The sequence below is a fragment of the Microbacterium sp. MTN4-26 genome (assembly GCF_042846595.1).
GTDB classification, from domain to species: domain Bacteria; phylum Actinomycetota; class Actinomycetes; order Actinomycetales; family Microbacteriaceae; genus Microbacterium; species Microbacterium luteum.
The window spans coordinates 138,225-157,881 of record NZ_BTGO01000001.1 but is presented as its reverse complement, the minus strand read 5'-3'; the positions used below and the strand labels follow the sequence as shown (position 1 = coordinate 157,881).

General features: G+C 67.6%; 21 protein-coding genes and 1 tRNA gene. 9 read left to right on the top strand and 13 right to left on the bottom strand.

The window, feature by feature from the left end:
- The 11 genes from ACGG9C_RS00840 to rplU all read right to left on the bottom strand — a co-directional run bounded on the left by ACGG9C_RS00840 (nucleotide 1) and on the right by rplU (nucleotide 8,007).
- Entirely contained in the window at nucleotides 1–1,218 is a 1,218-nt protein-coding gene (locus tag ACGG9C_RS00840) for a glycoside hydrolase family 3 N-terminal domain-containing protein (protein ID WP_071045759.1), read from the bottom strand.
- Nucleotides 1,219–1,304: 86 nt separating this feature from the next.
- A tRNA-Ala gene (locus ACGG9C_RS00835) sits at nucleotides 1,305–1,380 on the bottom strand.
- A gap of 102 nt (nucleotides 1,381–1,482) precedes the next feature.
- The gene (rsfS, locus tag ACGG9C_RS00830) at nucleotides 1,483–1,860 is read right to left on the bottom strand and encodes a ribosome silencing factor (protein ID WP_071043331.1); all 378 of its coding nucleotides are present in this window, start codon (nucleotides 1,858–1,860) and stop codon (nucleotides 1,483–1,485) included.
- A complete protein-coding gene (locus ACGG9C_RS00825) occupies nucleotides 1,860–2,849 on the bottom strand; it encodes a hypothetical protein (RefSeq protein ID WP_071043330.1) in 990 nt (329 codons plus the stop codon). Before ACGG9C_RS00825 ends, rsfS begins: the two co-directional genes overlap by 1 nt.
- Nucleotides 2,846–3,442 (bottom strand): nicotinate-nucleotide adenylyltransferase, encoded by a 597-nt coding sequence (gene nadD / locus ACGG9C_RS00820; protein WP_071043329.1) that lies wholly within the window; start codon nucleotides 3,440–3,442, stop codon nucleotides 2,846–2,848. The genes ACGG9C_RS00825 and nadD overlap by 4 nt, the downstream gene beginning before the upstream one ends.
- A 9-nt stretch (nucleotides 3,443–3,451) precedes the next feature.
- Entirely contained in the window at nucleotides 3,452–3,676 is a 225-nt protein-coding gene (locus ACGG9C_RS00815) for a hypothetical protein (protein WP_071043328.1), read from the bottom strand.
- 57 nt (nucleotides 3,677–3,733) lie between these two features.
- The gene (locus ACGG9C_RS00810) at nucleotides 3,734–4,993 is read right to left on the bottom strand and encodes a glutamate-5-semialdehyde dehydrogenase (protein ID WP_071043327.1); all 1,260 of its coding nucleotides are present in this window, start codon (nucleotides 4,991–4,993) and stop codon (nucleotides 3,734–3,736) included.
- Nucleotides 4,994–5,002: 9 nt separating this feature from the next.
- Complete coding sequence (gene proB / locus ACGG9C_RS00805) at nucleotides 5,003–5,836, bottom strand: glutamate 5-kinase (RefSeq protein WP_071043326.1); 834 nt, start codon at nucleotides 5,834–5,836, stop codon at nucleotides 5,003–5,005.
- Nucleotides 5,833–7,341, bottom strand: coding sequence for a GTPase ObgE (gene obgE, locus ACGG9C_RS00800; RefSeq protein WP_071043325.1), 1,509 nt, complete (start codon nucleotides 7,339–7,341; stop codon nucleotides 5,833–5,835). Before obgE ends, proB begins: the two co-directional genes overlap by 4 nt.
- A gap of 81 nt (nucleotides 7,342–7,422) precedes the next feature.
- Nucleotides 7,423–7,680, bottom strand: a complete 258-nt coding sequence (gene rpmA, locus ACGG9C_RS00795) for a 50S ribosomal protein L27 (protein ID WP_071043324.1) — start codon at nucleotides 7,678–7,680, stop codon at nucleotides 7,423–7,425.
- A gap of 18 nt (nucleotides 7,681–7,698) precedes the next feature.
- Nucleotides 7,699–8,007 carry a 50S ribosomal protein L21 gene (gene rplU, locus ACGG9C_RS00790; RefSeq protein ID WP_071043323.1) on the bottom strand — a complete coding sequence of 103 codons (309 nt, stop codon included), beginning with the start codon at nucleotides 8,005–8,007 and terminating at the stop codon, nucleotides 7,699–7,701.
- A gap of 190 nt (nucleotides 8,008–8,197) precedes the next feature.
- Between rplU and ACGG9C_RS00785 the strand changes: the two genes are divergently transcribed.
- Nucleotides 8,198–8,470, top strand: a complete 273-nt coding sequence (locus ACGG9C_RS00785) for a DUF4031 domain-containing protein (protein ID WP_071043322.1) — start codon at nucleotides 8,198–8,200, stop codon at nucleotides 8,468–8,470.
- A gap of 18 nt (nucleotides 8,471–8,488) precedes the next feature.
- On the opposite strand, the gene ACGG9C_RS00780 is transcribed toward ACGG9C_RS00785, so the two are convergent.
- Nucleotides 8,489–10,861 carry an Rne/Rng family ribonuclease gene (locus ACGG9C_RS00780; RefSeq protein ID WP_071043321.1) on the bottom strand — a complete coding sequence of 791 codons (2,373 nt, stop codon included), beginning with the start codon at nucleotides 10,859–10,861 and terminating at the stop codon, nucleotides 8,489–8,491.
- Between the two features lie 325 nt (nucleotides 10,862–11,186).
- Here ACGG9C_RS00780 and ACGG9C_RS00775 point away from each other — a divergent pair, with 325 nt between their 5' ends.
- The 5 genes from ACGG9C_RS00775 (at nucleotide 11,187) to ACGG9C_RS00755 (ending at nucleotide 14,395) form a co-directional block, all read left to right on the top strand.
- The gene (locus tag ACGG9C_RS00775; RefSeq protein ID WP_390178109.1) at nucleotides 11,187–12,212 is read left to right on the top strand and encodes a tyrosine-type recombinase/integrase; all 1,026 of its coding nucleotides are present in this window, start codon (nucleotides 11,187–11,189) and stop codon (nucleotides 12,210–12,212) included.
- Between the two features lie 610 nt (nucleotides 12,213–12,822).
- Nucleotides 12,823–13,605, top strand: coding sequence for a hypothetical protein (locus tag ACGG9C_RS00770; RefSeq protein ID WP_390178108.1), 783 nt, complete (start codon nucleotides 12,823–12,825; stop codon nucleotides 13,603–13,605).
- A complete protein-coding gene (locus tag ACGG9C_RS00765) occupies nucleotides 13,602–13,790 on the top strand; it encodes a hypothetical protein (protein ID WP_390178107.1) in 189 nt (62 codons plus the stop codon). The genes ACGG9C_RS00770 and ACGG9C_RS00765 overlap by 4 nt, the downstream gene beginning before the upstream one ends.
- A 90-nt stretch (nucleotides 13,791–13,880) precedes the next feature.
- Nucleotides 13,881–14,084 carry a hypothetical protein gene (locus tag ACGG9C_RS00760; RefSeq protein ID WP_390178106.1) on the top strand — a complete coding sequence of 68 codons (204 nt, stop codon included), beginning with the start codon at nucleotides 13,881–13,883 and terminating at the stop codon, nucleotides 14,082–14,084.
- Nucleotides 14,081–14,395, top strand: coding sequence for a hypothetical protein (locus ACGG9C_RS00755; protein WP_390178105.1), 315 nt, complete (start codon nucleotides 14,081–14,083; stop codon nucleotides 14,393–14,395). Before ACGG9C_RS00760 ends, ACGG9C_RS00755 begins: the two co-directional genes overlap by 4 nt.
- A gap of 29 nt (nucleotides 14,396–14,424) precedes the next feature.
- Here ACGG9C_RS00755 and ACGG9C_RS00750 read toward each other — a convergent pair whose 3' ends face one another.
- Nucleotides 14,425–14,976, bottom strand: a complete 552-nt coding sequence (locus ACGG9C_RS00750; RefSeq protein ID WP_390178104.1) for a hypothetical protein — start codon at nucleotides 14,974–14,976, stop codon at nucleotides 14,425–14,427.
- 140 nt (nucleotides 14,977–15,116) lie between these two features.
- On the opposite strand from ACGG9C_RS00750, the gene ACGG9C_RS00745 reads away from it, so the two are divergent.
- The 3 genes from ACGG9C_RS00745 (at nucleotide 15,117) to ACGG9C_RS00735 (ending at nucleotide 19,645) form a co-directional block, all read left to right on the top strand.
- Nucleotides 15,117–16,712: a hypothetical protein gene (locus ACGG9C_RS00745; protein ID WP_390178103.1), complete on the top strand. Its 1,596-nt coding sequence runs from the start codon at nucleotides 15,117–15,119 to the stop codon at nucleotides 16,710–16,712.
- 165 nt (nucleotides 16,713–16,877) lie between these two features.
- Entirely contained in the window at nucleotides 16,878–17,924 is a 1,047-nt protein-coding gene (locus ACGG9C_RS00740; RefSeq protein WP_390178102.1) for a hypothetical protein, read from the top strand.
- Nucleotides 17,921–19,645, top strand: a complete 1,725-nt coding sequence (locus ACGG9C_RS00735) for a hypothetical protein (RefSeq protein ID WP_390178101.1) — start codon at nucleotides 17,921–17,923, stop codon at nucleotides 19,643–19,645. The genes ACGG9C_RS00740 and ACGG9C_RS00735 overlap by 4 nt, the downstream gene beginning before the upstream one ends.
- The last annotated feature ends 12 nt before the right edge of the window (nucleotides 19,646–19,657 follow it).

Below are 19,657 nucleotides of genomic sequence, written 5' to 3'. Positions count from 1 at the left end.
TCACTGCGCGCAGTCCGCGCAGGGAAGCAGGGTGGTGTGCGCCGACACCCATCGCAGCGCCGTGACCCGCTCGGATGCCTCGGTCAGTCGCTCCAGCGACACCTCGCCGCGCTCCACGGCGGCCACGATCCCCTCCACCAGGCGCTCGGCGCTGCCGGCGTCGCTGTAGAGCACCGTCAGGAGCAGATCATTGCCTGCTGCCAGCGCGGCGACGCCGTTGGCTACCGGATCGGCGTATTCGGGCAGGCCGGTCGCCTGAAGCATCCCGAGATCGTCGGTGACCGCGACGCCGTCGAACCCGAGTTCCTCGCGGGCGATGCGATGCCACTCGGACGACAGGGATGCGGGCGCGTCATCGACGGTCGTGTACGACAGATGTCCGAACATCAGCAGGGGTGCGCCCGCGTCGATCCCCGCGACGAATGGGGGCGCTTGCGTCTCGGACCATTCCTGCATCGACATGTCCGTGCTCGGGATGCCGATGTGCGAGTCGCCCGGCGCTGCGCCGTGGCCGGGGAAGTGCTTGAGGGTGGATGCCACCCGTCCGCCCTCGCCCTGAACAGCGCCCACGACCCTGTCCGCCGAGGCAGCCGGGTCCGTGCCGAGAGCACGCCGGTAGATGAACATCCCGGGGTCGGATGTCACGTCTGCAATGATGCCGAAGTTCACGCTCGCCCCGGCACGCGCCACGAGAGACGCGCGTGCCGCGAACGCGTCCGCCGCGGCACCGGGGTCGGCGTCCTTCAAGGTCGGCGCCGCGGCGAAATCGTCCCACGGCAGCCGAGAGACGTCGCCGCCCTCCTGGTCGATGGCCAAGAGCGGCGGGAGCGTCGGATCGACGATGAGGGATCCCGTCACCGCACGGAGCGCCGACTCGTCCGCCGGGATGTTCGCGCCCATCAGGATGAACCCCGCGATCCCCTCCTCGGCCATGTATGTCCGGAGCAGCGATGTGTCGGTCGTCGGAAGGTGCCCCATCACGACGCTCGCCGCGCGCTCACGCACCGTCATCGCTGCGACGAGCCGGGCGGCTTCCGATCTCACCTCGCCGGCACCGGCGGGCGCGACGACGACGGGCTCTTCGGCGGCGGACGCGTCGGTCGAGGGCATCGATGCGGCAGCAGCCGCGATATCGGGATCGGACTCCTCCGACGCGAGTGCGCCGCTGATCGCGCTGCTCAGCACGCCGACCACCAGGACGCGCGCGAGGAGCTTCATGTCTCCACGCTACGACACAGCAGGATGGGGAGGACTCTTCAGGCTGCCCGCATCCAATACAAAACCCCCGGTTGCCCGGGGGTTTTTGGTGGACCTGAGGGGACTCGAACCCCTGACCCCCTGCATGCCATGCAGGTGCGCTACCAGCTGCGCCACAGGCCCAGATCGTTTCCCGCTCCGGCGGGACAACTCGATCAGCTTACAACATGTTCCCGGTCTCTTCGAACCGTCGCCGCCCCGGGCGTGGCGCGCGACGCGGCGTAGTCACTCACCAGCCGAGGCTCCGGCAAGGACGATGGGGACGACGGGGCAGTCCTTCCACAAGCGTTCGAGCCCGTAGTACGACCGCTCCTCCTCATGGAAGACATGCGCCACGAGGTCGCCGAAATCGAGGAGGATCCAGCGGGACTCCTCGCGTCCTTCGCGCCGGAGCCGCTTGTGGCCTGCCTCGAGGAGCTTCTCCTCGATCTCATCGGCGATGGCGGCGACATTGCGCTCGCTGCGCCCGGTGACGATGAGGAAGACGTCGACGAGCGGCAGCGGATCGGACACGTCCAGGGCGACGAGGTCCTCACCGCCGGTCGCGTCCGCTGCGGCGGCGGCGATCTGGAGCATCTCCCGCGACTGTTCCGTCGCCGGCATCAGATCGCTCCCGTCACGAACGCGAGGATGAGCACGCCCACGAGGGCGAGCGCCAGGACACCGGCGGTGATCGCGAGTGTCAGCATCAGCCGCCCACCCTTCTCGGGGGTGGGGGGCTTGATGACGTCGCCGGGCTGCTTGTGGGTGCTGATCGCGGCGCTGGCGGCGATCGGCGTCGGTGACGAATGCGCCGGCAGCTCACCGTCGACGAGCACCGCGTCCACCTCTTTGCCGTCCGCCGTCCCACGGGCGTGTCCGGTGGATCCGAAGCCCTCCGGCAGGTCGTACGACCCCGTGAGGATGACCTCGCCCGTCGAGGCGACAGGCGAGGCGAGCGTCGACGGCGTCTGAGACATGATGAGCGCGTTGGGAGTGCTGACCGAGCCGCTCGACGAGCGCGTCAGCAGCTGATCGAAGGACGCCGGGGCCCCCGCAGCCTCCTGCACGCCCCCGGCGAGGAGCCCTGCCCCGAGAGCCGGGTTCACCACGGGCCGCTCGGACTCGTCCGCGACCTCTCGGCCAGCCTCGCCCGAATTGTTTTCGGTCGGTGCATCCGCACCCTCGGGGACGGAGGCGACGATGGGCGTCGGCTCGCCCAGGGCGGGGTCGACCGGCGCCGCGGTCCACACGGGCTTCTTCGCCGCTGTGGTGTGTTGAGCAGCCACCTCCGGTGTGATCACCGGCACCGAGGCGGTGCGTATCTTCTCCTGCTGGCGCGCCTGCCGGCGCGTGAGCGGCGCCTCACCGAGGTTCACACTGGAGTCGGGGGCCGGCGCCGGCGACACATCGGTCGGGGGTGCCGGCCGGGGCAGGCGCGGCTTCGGAGAGGCGACCGGTGCCGCCTGCTCGGGCGCGGCGTCGTCGGTGTCGGCTGTGGCATGGGCGTCGGCGTCCGGGGGTGTCACGACGGGCGTCGAGCCGGTGTTGCGGATCTCCCGCAGCTGACGGCGGGTCAGCGGCTTGTCCGCGGGGTGCTCGGGTGTGCTCATTCCATGCTCCGGTAGAGGTGATGCTTCGCAATGTATTGGACAACCCCGTCGGGGACGAGGTACCACACCGGGTGACCTCGACGAACCCGGTCTCGACAGTCCGTCGACGAGATCGACAGCGCGGGGATCTCCAGCTGGCTCACGTTCTCCGACGGCAGTCCCTCGGTGCTCAGCACGTGGCCGGGACGGGAGACGGCGACGAAGTGGGCGAGTTGCCACAGTTCATCATGGTCCCGCCAACTGAGAATCTGCGCCACGGCGTCGGCGCCGCTGATGAAGTACAGCTCCGCGCCCGGTCTCTCCGCCTGCAGATCGCGCAGTGTGTCGATGGTGTAGGTCGGGCCGGCCCGGTCCACGTCGACGCGGCTCACGGTGAATTGCGGGTTCGATGCCGTCGCGATGACGGTCATCAGATAGCGATGCTCGCTGGAGGTCACGCTCTGCTTCTGCCAGGGGCGTCCGGTCGGAACGAAGACGACTTCATCGAGGTCGAAGGACTGCGCCACTTCGCTGGCCGCGACGAGGTGCCCGTGGTGGATGGGATCGAACGTCCCGCCCATCACTCCGATCCGAGGGGCTCGCGCCGTGGACATGCAGCGGGCCTAGTGCCCGTGTCCCGCCTTCTGAACGTCGTTCGCGTGCGCCTTCGCGTAGGCCTCCGCCTTATGTGCGTGGCGGTTCGCCACGTTACGATACGACGCGGTCACGAGCGCCAGCAGACCGAAGACGGCCAGGGCCACCGCACCGTACCAGAAGGTCTCGAGCGCGACGTTGCCGTGGTGCTCGGTCTCCTCCGCCGCGAGGATGACGATCTCAGCCAGTGTCATTCGTGCTCCGTTTCGGGTGGGCCCGGGATGTCCGGACGCTGACCAGTCTATTTGGGATCAGGCTCGGACGTGGCCTTCGCCCCGCCCGATCCACTTCACGCTCGTGAGTTCGGTCAGGCCCATCGGCCCTCGGGCGTGCAGCTTCTGCGTGGAGATGCCGACTTCTGCACCGAAGCCGTACTCTCCGCCGTCCGTGAAGCGTGTCGACGCATTGAGCATCACCGCCGCGGAGTCGACCTCGGCGAGGAAGCGCTCGGCCGCTGCCGGGTCATCGGTGATGATCGCCTCGGTGTGGTGCGTCGAGTAGGTTCGGATGTGCGTCAGCGCCTCGTCGATCCCGTCGACGACGCGCATGGCCAGATCCAGACTCAAGTACTCCGTGGACCAGTCGTCATCGGTGGCCGCCACGACGCGAGGCGAGAGTCCTGAGATCGTCTCGTCTCCATGCACGGTCACCCCCGCCCCCTCGAGCGCGTCCAGCAGGTCGGGGACGAGTCCGAGAGCATCGCGGTGCACGAGGACCGTTTCGACGGCGTTGCAGACGCTGGGTCGCTGCGCCTTCGCATTGACGACGATCTCCCGCGTCCAGTCCGCGCGCGCGGTGGCGTCGACGAAGATGTGCACGACCCCCGCGCCGGTCTCGATGACGGGCACGGTCGATTCCGTCACGACCGTTTCGATGAGCTGCGCGCTTCCCCGCGGAACGAGGATGTCGACCAGCCCTCGCGCGGTCATCAGCTCGCGTGCGCCGTCGCGTCCGAACGCATCGATCGTCTGCACCGCTTCGGGGTCGATGCCTGCAGATGCGAGGGCATGCCGCATGGCTGACACGAGGGCCCTGTTCGTGTTCTCGGCCGCGCTGCCGCCGCGCAGGACGACCGCGTTCCCCGACCGCAGGGCGAGGGCCGCGATGTCGACGGTCACGTTCGGCCGGGCCTCGTAGATCGCGCCGACGACGCCGAAGGGCACGGCGACCTTCGTCAGCCGGATGCCGCCGCCGATGATGCGCTCGTCGAGGACACGTCCGACGGGGTCGGGAAGGTCGGCGACCTCCCGCACGGCGGCGGCGAGAGCGGCGACGCGCGGGGCGTCCAGGCGCAGGCGGTCGCGCAGGCCATCGGCGAGCCCGCTCGCCGCACCGCGTGCGAGATCCTCGGTGTTCGCGGCGACGATCTCGGCGGAGGCCGCCTCGATCGCGTCGGCGATGGTCCGCAGCGCGTGCGACTTCGCATCGTCGTCCAGGAGCGCGACGGCTCGGCTGGCATCCTTCGCCCGCTGCATCCGCTCGCGTGCCGAAGCCTCCGTCACCGTGGTCATCGTTCCAGCCTACTGATTCCCGGCCGCCCGCACGGGCCCCGTGGCGGGCGCCGCATCCGGTGCCGGATCCGGCTCGAACCACGTGCCGACGTGACGCCCCTCGAGCGCCTCGGCCACGAGGTCCGCGCTCGTCACGAGCACGCCGATGCCCGCTGCCGAAGCAAGCTTCGCAGCCGAAGCCTTCGTCGCGGCACCGCCGGTTCCGAGGCTGTTGACGACCGTTGCGCCGAACTCGTAGTCGTCGAGATCGTCGCCCCAGGCCACACGATCGATCGGGCGAGCACCCGGCTCGCCCGGCGGGCGCGTGTAGAGGCATTCGATGTCGCTGAGAAGAACCAGCGCGTCGGCACCGATCAGGCGGGCGACCAGCGCTGCCAGGCGGTCGTTGTCGCCGAAGCGGATCTCGTGGGTCGCTACGGTGTCGTTCTCGTTGACGATCGGCAGGATGCGCAGTCCCAGAAGCCGCTCCATCGCGCGGCGCGCATTCGATCGCGGTGTCGCGTTCTCGAGGTCGCCTGCCGTCAGCAGCACCTGCCCGGCGACGACACCGAAGGGGCGCAGCGCATCCTGGTAGCGGTAGATCAGCACGTTCTGCCCGACCGCCGCGGCCGCCTGCTGGGTGGCGAGGTCGGTGGGACGCTCGTCGAGGGTGAGGTACGGCATTCCGGTGGCGATCGCTCCCGACGAGACCAGCACGACCTCGGCGCCGCGAGCATGGGCGTGGGCGAGCGCTTCGACGATCGGCGCGATCTTGCCGCGATTCGCACCGCTGATCGACGAGGACCCCACCTTGACCACCACGCGGCGCACGGTGGCGAGACCGGAGCGGTCGACGACGCTCACCCGTCGCTCTCCTCGCTCCACCCGGACGACGAGAGGCGCTCGGCCTCGAGATCGGCGCGCGCCTCGGCCTTGGCATCCATGCGTTCGCGATACTGCTCCCGCCGCTGCGACGTCGTGCGGCGGTTCGACGGATCGATCCGGGGATCGGTCCCCCGCGGAGCGGTCATGAGTTCGGCAGCCGAGCTCAGCGACGGCTGCCAGTCGAAGACGACGCCGTCGCCCTCCCCGATCACCACGGTCGCACCCGGGGTCGCACCGGCGCGGAACAGCTCGTCTTCGACACCGAGCTTGTCGAGGCGGTCGGCCAGGAAGCCGACGGCCTCATCGTTGCGGAAGTCGGTCTGCTGCACCCACCGCTCCGGCTTTGCGCCGACGATGCGGTAGAGATTGCCGTAGGTGCCGCCCTCGACCCGAATGGAGAACTCCTTCTCGGAACCGCGCGGGCGGATGACCACGCGCTCCTGCGGCCCCTCGTCGGCTCGCGTCGCCCGATGACCGGCGATGATCTCCCCCAGAGCGAACGTGAGCTCACGCAGCCCCGAGCGAGCGACCGTGGAGATGTCGAAGACGCGGAAGCCGCGAGCCTCGAGGTCGGGGCGCACGAGATCGGCGAGGTCCTTGGCCTCGGGCACATCGAGCTTGTTGAGCGCGACCAGCTGTGGCCGTTCGAGCAGCGGCACCTGATCGTCCGCGACCGGGTAAGCGGCGAGCTCCGCGAGAATGACGTCGAGATCGCTCAGCGGATCGCGGCCGGGGTCGAGGGTGGCGCAGTCGAGCACGTGCACCAGTGCCGTGCACCGCTCGACGTGCCGGAGGAACTCCAGGCCCAGCCCGCGGCCCTCGCTGGCACCCTCGATGAGTCCAGGGACATCGGCGATGGTGTAGCGCGTGTCACCGGCCTGGACGACGCCCAGGTTCGGATGCAGTGTCGTGAAGGGGTAGTCGGCGATCTTCGGTCGCGCGGCCGAGACCGCCGCGATCAGGCTCGACTTGCCGGCCGAGGGGAATCCGACCAGCGCCACATCGGCGACGGTCTTCAGCTCGAGGACGACATCGCCCTCCCAGCCCGAGGTGCCCAGCAGCGCGAAGCCGGGCGCCTTACGCTTCGGTGACGCCAGGGCGGCGTTCCCGAGTCCTCCGAGGCCGCCCGGGGCGGCGACGAAACGCATCCCGGGGTGGATGAGGTCGACGAGGGTCTCGCCATCGGGCGCCTTCACCACGGTCCCGACCGGCACAGACAGCTCGAGGTGCTCTCCCGCCGCGCCGGACCGGTTGTCGCCCATGCCGAACCCGCCGTTGTCGGCGCTGCGGTGCGGAGAGTGGTGATACGACAGCAGCGTCGTCTCCTGCGGGTCGGCGACGAGCACGATGTCTCCGCCGTGTCCGCCGTTGCCGCCGTCGGGACCGGCGAGGGGCTTGAACTTCTCCCGTCGCACCGACACACAGCCGTTGCCGCCCTTGCCCGCGCGCAGGTGAAGGGTCACCCGATCGACGAAGGTGACCATGTCATTCCCCTCAGGATGTGGATACAGATGAGGGGCGAGCCGAAGCCCGCCCCTCATCGAAGACTTCTCGTGAGCCCCGGATCACTCCGCAGCTGCGACGATGTTGACGACCTTGCGACCGCCCTTGTTGCCGAACTCGACCGCACCGGCGGCGAGGGCGAACAGCGTGTCGTCGCCGCCCCGGCCGACGTTGGCGCCCGGGTGGAAGTGGGTTCCGCGCTGACGGACGATGATCTCGCCCGCGCCGACGACCTGACCGCCGAAGCGCTTCACGCCGAGGCGCTGCGCGTTGGAGTCACGACCGTTGCGAGTGGAGCTTGCGCCCTTCTTGTGTGCCATCTCAGCTTCTTCCTGGAGTTACTTGATGCCGGTGACCTTGACGCGCGTGAGGTCCTGGCGGTGCCCCTGGCGCTTCTTGTAGCCGGTCTTGTTCTTGAACTTCTGGATCACGATCTTGGGGCCGCGCTCCTCACCGAGGACCTCGGCGGTCACCGAGACCTTCGCCAGCTTGTCGGCGTCGGTCGTGACGGCGTCGCCGTCGACGAGCAGGACGGCCGGAAGCTGCACCTTGTCACCGATCTGAGCGGCCAGACGATCGAGAACGACGATCGAGCCGACCTCGACCTTCTCCTGCCGGCCACCGGCGCGCACAACTGCGTAAACCACTTCACACCTTGTTTCGTCTTGGGGAGCGCACGGCTCCGGTTGTCTTGAAAGACGGGTAACGGTGCGGAAGCCATGCTCTCGGCGTGTCGCCATGAGTATGCGGCACGCTACGCACCAAAGGAATACTTTACCGGATGCCGCAGCCCCGCGCAAAGCGACGCCGCCGGAGTCCGCGCCGTAGGATCGCGGGATGGCGATCCTGATCGATCCACCTCGCTGGCCCGCGCACGGACGCTTGTGGTCGCACCTGATCAGCGATGCGAGCCTCGACGAACTGCACCGCTTCGCAGCGGCGAACGGCATCCCCCGGCGCGGTTTCGATCGCGATCACTACGACGTTCCCGACGACGCCTACGACCGTCTCGTGGCCGCGGGCGCTCACGCCGTCGGAGGCCACGAACTGGTCCGGCGCCTCATCGCCTCCGGACTGCGCGTCACCGCTCGCGAGCGCCGCGGGCGGTGACGCGCGACCTCCGCGACGTCAGTCTTCGCTCGGCGGGGCCGGCGTGACGGTGCTCACCGGCGTACCCGTCAAGGCGGCGGTGGTCACCCGGCGCCGACCGCGTCCCTGACCGGGGGCCTTCGGCTCGGGGAGCGCATCCAGAACGGAGTCCAGGAGGACGTCCGTCTCGGTGCGGGGACCCTTCGATGACTCGGGCTTCTTGCGGCGGGGCTTCTTGCCCCGATCCGCGTGCTCGGCCCGGGATCCGTCCTTCGGGGCAGGCTGGTCGTCCTTGGGCTCGGGCAGCACGACATCCACCTGTCCACCGGCGGCGGGGGCCTCCTCCCCCTGCGACGGATGGATCGTCGAGGCCGCGATCTGCGCCAGCGCCGACTTCACGCCCTCGGTGATCGTATGCGTGCCGCCGCCCTGGGACGACGCTCCGTTGCCGTTGCCCTGCGAGGGACCGCCGTTGCCGTTCTGGCGCTGTCGACGACCGCTCGAGGACGACCCCGATGACCGATGCTTGACCACCGGGTCGTGATGGACGATCACGCCGCGGCCGGCGCACACCTCGCACGCCTCGCTGAAGGTCTCGAGCAGCCCGAGACCCAGCTTCTTGCGCGTCATCTGCACGAGTCCGAGCGACGTGACTTCGGCCACCTGGTGCTTGGTCCGGTCGCGACTGAGGCACTCGACCAGACGCCGCAGCACGAGATCGCGGTTGGATTCGAGCACCATGTCGATGAAGTCGACCACGATGATTCCGCCGATGTCGCGCAGCCGCAGCTGCCGCACGATCTCCTCGGCCGCCTCGAGGTTGTTCTTCGTGACCGTCTCTTCGAGGTTGCCGCCGGAGCCGACGAACTTGCCGGTGTTGACGTCGACGACGGTCATCGCCTCAGTGCGGTCGATGACGAGCGATCCCCCCGAGGGCAGCCACACCTTGCGGTCCAGCGCCTTCTCGATCTGCTCGGTGATGCGGAAGCGGTCGAACGGGTCTCGGTCCTCCTCGTACGACTCGACGCGATCGAGGAGGTCGGGAGCGACCCCTTCGAGATACGCGGTGATGGTCTGGTGCGCATCCTCACCCTGGATGAGCATCTTCGAGAAGTCCTCGTTGAAGACGTCGCGCACGATCTTGACCAGCAGATCGGGCTCCGAGTGCAGCAGCGCCGGGGCCTGCTGGGATTCGACCTGGCGGCCGATGTGCTCCCACTGCGTCGTGAGCCGGTTGACGTCACGTGTCAGCTGCTCCTCCGTCGCGCCCTCGGCGGCGGTGCGCACGATGACGCCGGAGGACTCGGGCAGCACCTCTTTGAGGATCTTCTTCAGACGCGCCCGTTCGGTGTCAGGGAGCTTGCGCGAGATGCCGTTCATGGCGCCGCCGGGCACGTACACGAGATAGCGCCCAGGGAGCGAGATCTGGCTCGTCAGTCGCGCACCCTTGTGTCCGACCGGGTCCTTCGTCACCTGCACGAGCACCTTGTCGCCCGATTTCAGCGCGAGCTCGATCCGTCGCGGCTGATTGCCGGTCTCGACGGCGTCCCAGTCCACTTCACCGGAATAGAGCACGGCGTTTCGTCCCCGGCCGATGTCGACGAACGCGGCCTCCATGCTGGGGAGCACGTTCTGCACGCGACCGAGATAGACGTTCCCGATGAGAGACGAGTCCTGATTGCGGGCCACATAGTGCTCGACGAGGACGTCGTCCTCCAGCACCGCGATCTGGATCCGGCCGTTCTTCGATCGCACCACCATGACCCGGTCGACCGCCTCACGGCGCGCGAGGAATTCGGCCTCGGTCACCACGGCACGACGGCGACCGGCCTCGCGCCCGTCACGGCGGCGCTGCTTCTTCGCCTCGAGGCGCGTGGATCCCTTGATCCGCTGCGGCTCGGTCACGACCTCGACGGCCCGCTTCCGGCCGGAGGACCGGCGCGATTCGTCGTCGCCGCCGCTCTTGTCGTTCTGGCCGCCGCCTCCGCGACGTCGACCACGGCGGCGAGAGCTGCTCCCAGACTGCTGCTCCCGGTCGCTCTCGACGTCGTCATCGGGCCGCGCCGGCAGCACCGCGATCTCGGGAGCGTAGAAGTGCAGCTGCGTCGACACCGCGGAGACGAACTGCTCCGGCAGGAGACCGAGACTGACAGCGGTCAGTCTCTCCGGTTCGGAAGGTTCTTCGGGCGGAGCCGGAGGAACCTCGGGCTCGGCCGAGGACTCGGGCTCAGGGGACGGCGCCGGCTCGGAGGACGCTTCCTCCTGGGTGGGCACCGTGACCTCGGCGGCCCCTGCGGGTTCCGAGAGTTCCTGCGTCCCAACCTCGGACGACTGTTCCGCCTCTACGTTCGTCTCCGCCGGGGCGTCCGGTTCGGAGTCTGCTGGGACGTGTGCATCATTTCCATCGGCCATCTCTGGCGTACTCCCCGCGGGTGACACCGCGCGTCACCCGTCGAAATCTCGTGCGTGGCGCCCATCCCTGGGAAGGGGCGTCCCCGCGAACTCACTCGGTGTGTCGTCGCGCCCGGTCCAGCGGGTTCCGCGACGACGATAGGGCGTTCATCGCCCGAAGTCTTCTGTCGATGCCCGTGGCGGCGCGGCCGCCGTGCATCGCCGTTCATTATCGCACGGTGACCAGGTTCCGCGCCACGACACGGCGCGCGGCCCGCTGGCCTAATTTCGGCCTTCGGTTTTCGGCCCGTCCTCCTCCGACGTAGCACGGAGGAAGGGACACAACATGGCAGGCAAGCGGTACCGGGCACGGGTGACCATCGATGGCAAGCAGATCCACCTGGGCTACTTCACCACGGCGAGGGAGCGGAAGCAGGCCGAGGCGGAGGCGCTCGCAAACCAGCGAGAGACCGTCCAAGCACGCGAGCGCGGCGGCGAGAGGTTCGAGACTTTCGCGGCCCGAACGCTCCAAGCTCGCAAGCGCAAGGTGGCGCACTCGACCTGGGTCAATTACAACCTCATGGCGCAGAGGTGGATCTTGCCGACCTTCGGACGGATGCGCCTCCGTGACATCACCGTGCGGGACGTGGACGAGTGGTTTGCGAGCCTGCCTCCCGCACCGTCGAATGCCCAGCGCTACGCAGTCCTGAGCCTCATCATGCGGCGAGCGGTCAAGGAGGGCGAGATCGACCGGTCCCCCTGCATGACTGAGGGCGTCGCGTCCGTGAAGTCGAAGCCGCGCCCGACGTGGAGCTGGACCGACTTTCAGATGCTGGTGGACGCCGCCGCCGACGCGCAGGAGAGCGCCCTCCTCCATGTGCTCGCAGGGTCCGGCGCACGCATCGGTGAGGTGCTCGCACTGGACTGGGGCGACGTCGACTTCGACAACGGTGAGATCACGATCTCCAAGCACCTAGGCAGAGGGACAGCGGTCCTGCCGGGCACCAAGGCCCACCCTGACCAGGTGCGCATCCTCGCCCTGCCGTCAGCGGCCCTCAGCGCCCTCCTGAGGCTCTTCCAGACCACCCAGGGCCTCCAGGAGGGTCCTGTGTTCCTGAACAGCAGAGGAGGCCGCCTGTCCTACTCCGTCGCCTTTGAGCGGTTCAAGAGCCTCAGGGCCTCCCGGGGCCTGGATGATCTCCACCTGCACGACCTGCGCCACCTGCACCTGACTGCGTTTGCCCAACACGCCACCCTTGCCGAGACGATGGAGCGCGGAGGCCATGCCGACTACCGTTCGGCCCTTCGCTATCAGCATTCCAGCCGTGAGCGCCAGCGGGCCATCGTCGCGGCGATGGAGGACGCGAAGTGACGTCCCCACGGTGCCCCCTCACCGGCCGAGCATGCTCAACTGCATACGGTCGCCACGGTTGCCGGTGCTCGAAGTGCAGGGCCTGGAACGCCGACCACTCCCGCCGCCGTCGCGAGAGGGTTGGTGGACGCAACCGAACATTCACGTGGTCGGAAGAGAAGATTCTGGCGAACAGAATGCGTGAGCTGTGGGAAGAGGCCGACGCGGCCTTTCGGTCCGATAGCGCGTACGCGATCGAAATAGCCAACGCGGCTAATAAAGAAAGGACCCCTCGCCGCGAGCAAATGGACGAGGGGTCCTTCGATGAGAGTGCCGACCAAAGCAACTAACGCACTCAGCCTAGCAATTCAGCATGGACTGAGCACTATCCGAGGCCCTGTCATATGAGCTAGGCAAGGTCTGTCATATGAGCTAGGTATTGCCCCTGTCATTTCAACTTATCCGTCCACGGGACGGATGGAGAGAAACTTCGCATTTCCGCATCGTGGGAGTATCATCATCGGCATAGCTTGACTTCGCTTCGAAGTCGATTCGAGAAATTCGAGTCTGGTCGTCACCGGAAATGCGAACCGGTGAGGGTAGCAACATCGCAACCTTGTGGAAGCCGACCATGAAGCTCTACCCGTACCCGAAGCCTCAGCCTCACCTTCGCCGCCGCGCGACCTCGAAGGGCCGCCCCGAGGTCTACTGGGACCACTCGACTCGCGTACTCCGCACGATGGGCCGGAACGCCCTTCGCCGCATCCACGAGGTGCACAAGACCACCGGCCGGTTCCCGACCGTGGATGAACTCCAAGAGTGGGTCCTGGATCATCACCCGCAGGCGCGGCGAGAGTTCGACAAGGTCGACGCAATGGCGGAGGACGCCGCCGTCTTCGCGCTGGGCGTGTTCGATGTCGAGGAGTATGAACGGCGCGTTCAGCGGGCTCGCAATGGCGGCAAGATGTCAGGCCACAAGAAGGGCGCCCGGGGCAGGCGCCCGGTGGCGTTCACCGTCGAGGATCTGCGCAAGGTGGAGCACCTGAGCATCCGTGAGCAGGCGGAGGCCCTGGGATGCTCCGAAGCGACCATCTCCCGACGCCGTCGCGACCTGAAGGCGCACAAGGCCGCTGAGCTGGATGCCGCGGTCGACGAGGTCATGGGCCCGATTCCGGAAACGTCCAACGAGGCTTCACAGAGCGACCCTGAGGCGCGTATCACGGACATGGCACCCGACAAGCCCACGCCCGAATGGACCCTCGACGAGATCTCCGCCGATCCCGACGCGTACCGTGCGCAGGCCGAGGATGAGGCCATCGCGGCCCTGGATGCTGAGAAGTTCCTGGCAGGTCTCGACCTCAGCCTCCTCGACGACCTCACCGGCCGATATTCCCCTCAGACGAAGGGAACGTGACCATGCTCACTCGCTCAATTGCCATCCTCCGACAGGCGCGTCTCGTCGCTGAGAACCCCGAGACGCTCAAGGACATCGATCTCGCCATCGCCCTCCTCACGGGCGTCGAGGCCGTGGGCGACAACCTCACCGAAGCCGAGCGCGAATGGCTCCGCTCAGCCATCGAGGAAGAGGCCCGGCCATGACTCGTTTCCGGAAACTCAGCCCTGCCCATTGGGGCCGAACAACCTACGTCGTCGTCCTCCTCGCCACCGCCCTGATCGGAGCACTCTGACATGTCCATCACCCGTATGGAGTTCACCTGGAACCCCCAGGTCGTCATCACCGTCATCGGCGCTCTCGTGCTCATCGTCGGCATCCCGCTCATCGCGTGGACGCACGTGTACGCGCCCATGCTGGAGCGCCCCGAACGAGTCACGTACTCCGCCTGTATCGCTGACGGCGGGTCCGTCCCTGAGTGCCTGGAGTACCCGAAGTGACCCGCACCGGCCCCACCTCCGCAAAGCACGCCTCTCCCGAGTGGCGGCGCACCGTACGCACTATCCGCGCGCAGGTCCGGCAGGCCTACGAGCGGGGCGAGCCGGTCATGTGCTGGCGCCACGGCGACGAGATCCCCGAGGGTGTGCCGTTCGACGTCGGGCATCTCCAGCCGTTGGGAGGGGAAGGCATCGACAACGCCGCCCCCGAGTGCCGACGCGGCAACCGGTCACACGGCGGTCGCATGGGCGCGGCGAAGACCAACGCGAAGCGCTCGAAGGCGTCGACCTTCCGCCCTCTGCCGTGGGCCTAGGTCGATTTGAGAAACGAATGACTAGCGGATCAGCAACCACCGCCGCCCATGAGAGACAAGCTCTCAGGGCTGGGTGCCTTCGTCGTGACTGGCCGGCGCTTTCCCCGGTATTGGAGGCTCACGACCGGGCGAACAAGAGGACGCCGTCTAGACGGAAGCTGTCCGGGTGGCGTTCTCGGCTTTGGATCCACGGCATTGATCACCTTCGTCGATTGAAGGTCGGGTCCGGGCGGTCCCCAGCCGCGAATGGCAGGCTCGAACGGCACCTCGAACCCGTGACGCTCTCCTGGCCTGAATTCGTCCCAGTGGTCCCAGTGCTTGAGATTGCAGACCATCCCTTCGGCTTCGATGTTCAGGCGGAGATTACGCGCCGTCGCATCGCCGTCGTTCCAGAATCGGCACACGCCGATGAGCATGCCGTCCGGGCCCTCAAAGATCTCGTCAGCCCACTCAAACTCGAAGTGTGGGCGCTGGCGGAAGAAGTGATTCTGGATCAGCTCAGCACCGGCCACCAGGACAGCGAGGGACGCCATGACAAAGGTCAGCCAGTCCTGAGCCGTGAACGAAGCGAAGAACTCCACGACTCGAACGCTACCGACCGCACCCCGCGCGGTTATCGCGAACACGACGGTTATCGCGAACTCGGCGGTTTTTTCTTCCACATCGCCACAACCCCCGCCTACGGCTCGACACGCACGTCCCCCCCACCACGGAGAGCACCATGAGCACGAACCCAACGCTCGAAGATCTCCTCCACGAGTCCACGTGGCTGGAGTGGCGCTCACTCGTGCCCGCCCAGGCGCTCCGTCAGTCGGACATGGTAACGACGGCTCAGACCCGGCAGGAGTTCGTAGACGGTTGCCGCATCCTCCGGCTGGATGAGCGCCGACGAGGCGGCGACGGTCTCATCGGACCGAGCCCCATCCAGCTCGCCATCGCGGACACGCTCAATGCGGGCCACAAGTTCAACGGCGTGATGGAGCCTCGCCGGACGACGAAGACGACCAGCATCCAGGCCGTGGCCCTGGGTCGGTGCCAGCACCGTGAGGATTTCCAGGTCGGGTGGACCATCACGAAGCGAGACGGCGGCACGAAGGTCTCCGAGCGCTTCCGCAAGGACATCCTGGTGCACATCGAGCGCCGCTGGCCGGACAAGCGCTCGCGTCCCTTCACCGTGGTCACCTCGAACGGGGGCGAGCACATCCGATGGCCGAACGGCTCCTTCTTCAGCATGTACGCACCCCAGAACGAGGGCTTCACGTCCGGCGCCTATGACCTCGCCTGGGTCGACGAGGCACAGGACGCGGACCCCGACATCGTCGAGTCCCTGCTGACCTCCATCCCCCCGACCCTCGACGGACGCTTCTCGTACATCGACGACGGGACCCAGATGGGCGCGCAGATGATCGCCAGCGGCACCGCCCCGGACTGGCAGGACGGGAACCTGCTGTGGCAGATGCTCCACCATCCGCGCGGCGGTGTCCTCATGCACGGCATCGACCCCGCGACCGACCCCGAGGAGCTGGAGGCATGGGAGGCCGATGAGGAGCACCCGAGAGCCCGCGTCCGTGAGCTGGTGGAGCTGAGCCACCCCGGCGTGGGCTTCAACACTCCCCTGTCCGACGTGGCCGACAACTTCGAGACGATGCGTCCCCCGAAGGTGTTCCATCGCGAGTACTTGGGTCTGCCTGGCACCGAAGGCTCCAACGTCGCCCTGCTGTCACAGGCGAAGTGGACCGAGTCTGCGCAGGCGCTCGCCAAGGCTGGCAAGGTCGCTCCGTCACGGTTCGCTCTCGTCGCGTTCGTGCACCCTGACGCCGCCGCCGCGTCTGTCGCCGCCGCCTGGTACGGCCCCAAGGGCGTGACCAAGGTTGGCCTCCTGCACCACCAGAAGGGCGTGGAGGGCTTCGCCAAGCGTCTCCAGGCTCTCGCTCGGAAGCACCGCCGCGCGATCACCTACGACAGCGCCAGCGCCGCGACCGAGGTCGAGCTACGGCAACTGCGCGAGTCGAAGCCCGCGCCCGCCGAGAAGCCGGTGATGTCCAAGGACATCGCACGGGCGGCCATTCATTTCTCGAAATTGCTGAATGAGGGAAAGCTGGAGCATTTCGACCAGCCCGAATTGAACGCCGCCGTGGAGATCGCTGTGAAGCGCAACTTCGCCACAGGCACGGGATGGGCATTCGGGCGCCCGAAGAAGGATGGAAAGCTCGTAGAAGATGCAGACATTACGCCGCTCGAAGCGGTCGCATTGGCCGCTTACAAGCTCGCTGACGAACGCGGTAAGCGCGAATCGGCACAAATTGACTTCTTCTGACGGAGTTATCCACAGGGAATTCACACAGCTAGGGAAAGTCGACGCCGCTGGATAGAATTGTCACGGCTATGAACTGAGCGCCTGACGCCGCCAAATTCGTTTCTCGAAATTGGAGCGGCGTTGGGCGCTTTCTCTTTTCTCACCGGAGGCCTTCGGTTCACCGAGGTGGCCCCGGCGCCTGCCGCGCTCGTGTCGCCCTGGGCCACGACCGACAGCCTTGAGAAGGCCATCGTCGGCGACGTCTTCGGTGAGATCCCCGCCGAGGTCATCACTCCCGAGATCGCGCTTCGCGTCCCCGAGGTCTCCCGGGCCCTCCAGGCACACCAGGCCCTCGTCGCCCCTCTCGCCTTCGAGCGATTCACCGGAGGCACCAAGGACGCAACCCAGCCGTACTGGGTCACCAACTCCGCCTACCCCGGCATGTCGCCGTGGTTGCGGTGGAAGGGCGTCGTCAGGGACCTCTTCCTCCACGGCTACGCGCTCCTGGGCGCCGAGCTGGACGACGCCACCGACCTCCCCCGCGACGTCGTCCACATCCCGTACCAGTTCTGGACCATCGACAGCGCCGGGTCGATCACGGTCGACGACGCGTCCGTCCCGCTCCAGTACCGACAGCGCCTCATCCTCATCCCGCTCGGTAGCAACGGGCTCCTTGTCGACGGCATCGACTCCGTTCGCCAGGCTCGCAAGCTCGAACTCGCCCGCCAGTCTCGGCTGGACGCTCCCCCGGTCGGTACCGAACTCCACATCACCGACGCCCGCTTCGACGAGATGACCAAGGCCGAGAAGCGCGACCTCGCCAAGTCCTACGCCGAGGGCCGCCAGAACGGCTCCGTCAGCGTCACGCCGTCCTACATCGACGTCAAGGAACGCGGCACCTCCGGCCAGCTCGACCTCTTCGAGACGGGCATGAACTCCCTGCGCCTCCAGCTCGCCATGCACGCCGCCGTGCCCGCCAGCTTCCTGGAGGCCGGGAAGGAGGGCGGCTCCGCAGGTGCCATGACCTACAGCAACGAGAACGACCGCCACTCCGAGCTTTGGACGTTCGGCTCCGCGGCCTTCGCTTATGCGATCACGGCGCGCCTCAGCCTCGACGACGTCGTCGGGCCGGACAGCGAAGTCCGCGCCGACCTCGCCCACTTCTCCGTGCCTGCCCCATCCGCCATCGACCCAGAAGCCGGAGACGCACCCGGACGCGAGGTAACGCCATGACCGAACAGCTCCCCATCACCGACGCCGACAAGGATGCCGCCGTCGTCATCGACGCCGGAACGCTGGAGTTCTCCGCCGAGGACATGACCGCGACCGGGCTCCTCGTCCCCTTCGGCGTCCAGTGCCGAAGCAATCTCGGCATGTTCACCTACGCGGCCGGTGACATCGCACTCCCGACCGACCTGGGCGGCATGAGCCTGAACGTCGAGCACAAGCGCGAAGACGTCGTCGGCTCCTTCACGAAGGTCTGGGAACAGCCCGAAGGCGTCATGGCCACCTTCCGCTACCGAGACACCCCCGAGGGTCGCCAGGCCTTCGAGGACGGCAAGAGCGGCAAGCGCAAGAACCTCAGCGCCGAGGTGGCCAAGGTCCGCATTCGCGACGGCAAGGCCCTGCCTGGCTCCGTCCTCTTCGCCGCCGCACAGGTCGAGAAGCCCGCCTTCGAGGGTGCCACCCTCCTCGCCGCCGAGGACACCGCGACCTCCAGCCACGACGAGCACGAGTTCACCGACGAGAACGGCGTGACGTGGCGCCGCGTCGAGGACTCCACGACGACCGTCGCCGACGACGGCAACACCACCACCACCGAGACCACCGTCACCACGACGGTTACCGAACCTGAGCCGACCCCGGCTGAGGAACCCACCACCGAGGAAACAGGAGAGTTCTCCATGTCTGACAACAACGCCGGGGCACTGGTTACCGGCACCCCCACCAAGGACGACGCCCCCGCTGAGGTTGAGCTGGGCACCGTCTTCGCCAGCATCGCCGCAGTCAAGGGCGGCATGTCCGCCCAGACCGCCGACGCCGAGACCCTTCTCGCCGCGCTCAGCGACATCAAGGTGAACGCCACGGGCGGCCTCACCACCTCCGCCTCCGGCGTCATCCAGCCCGCATGGGTCGGCAAGCTCTGGCAGGGCCTGACCTACGTCCGCAAGTACATCGACCTGGGCACGCACCTCTACGGCGGCATCCAGCTCGGTGGCCGCAAGGGATTCACCCTCGACCAGGGCACGGCTCTCGTCCAGCACTGGAACGGCAACAAGTCGGAGATCCCGTCCGGGTCGGCTACCACCGGCACCAAGGCTTCGAGCCTCCAGAAGTACGCCTACGGGGCTGACGTGGCGCGTGAGTGGTACGACCTGGAGGGCGGCGCTGAGGTGATCCAGGCGTTCTTCGAGGGCGTCGTGGACTCCTACGCCGAGCTGACCGACGAGGACGCGCTGAAGGCGATCTTCGCGACCGCCGCTGGCGCTTCGCTGGCCAACCTCCGCCCCGCGGGAACCTACCCGGCCGACTACCCCGCATCGATGGGTCTCCTCATCGACGCCATCGAGACCGTCTCGGAGGGCAAGGACGAAGCCACCTTCGCCGTGGTCAACCCCGCCGCCTACCGCGAACTCCTCTTCACTCCGAAGGACCTCGTGCCGGAGTTCGTGAGCTTCGCCTTCCGGGCTGGCTCGGGCGCGGGAACCGCAGACGGCAAGGTCGCCGTGGTCAAGGCACCCGACGAGTTCTTCGTCGGACTCGACCCGACTGAGCCTGCCGTGATCTCGGGCGCGAAGCGCGCCATCGAGTTCCGTGAGCAGGGCTCCACCCCGATCCAGGTCGACGCTCTCGACATCGCCAAGGGCGGTATCGACAAGGCCGTCATCGGCTACATGGAGACCTTCGTCGTTCGCCCGGAGAGCTTCGTCCTCTTCGGCACCGAGGCCGAGTGACACAGGGGGCGA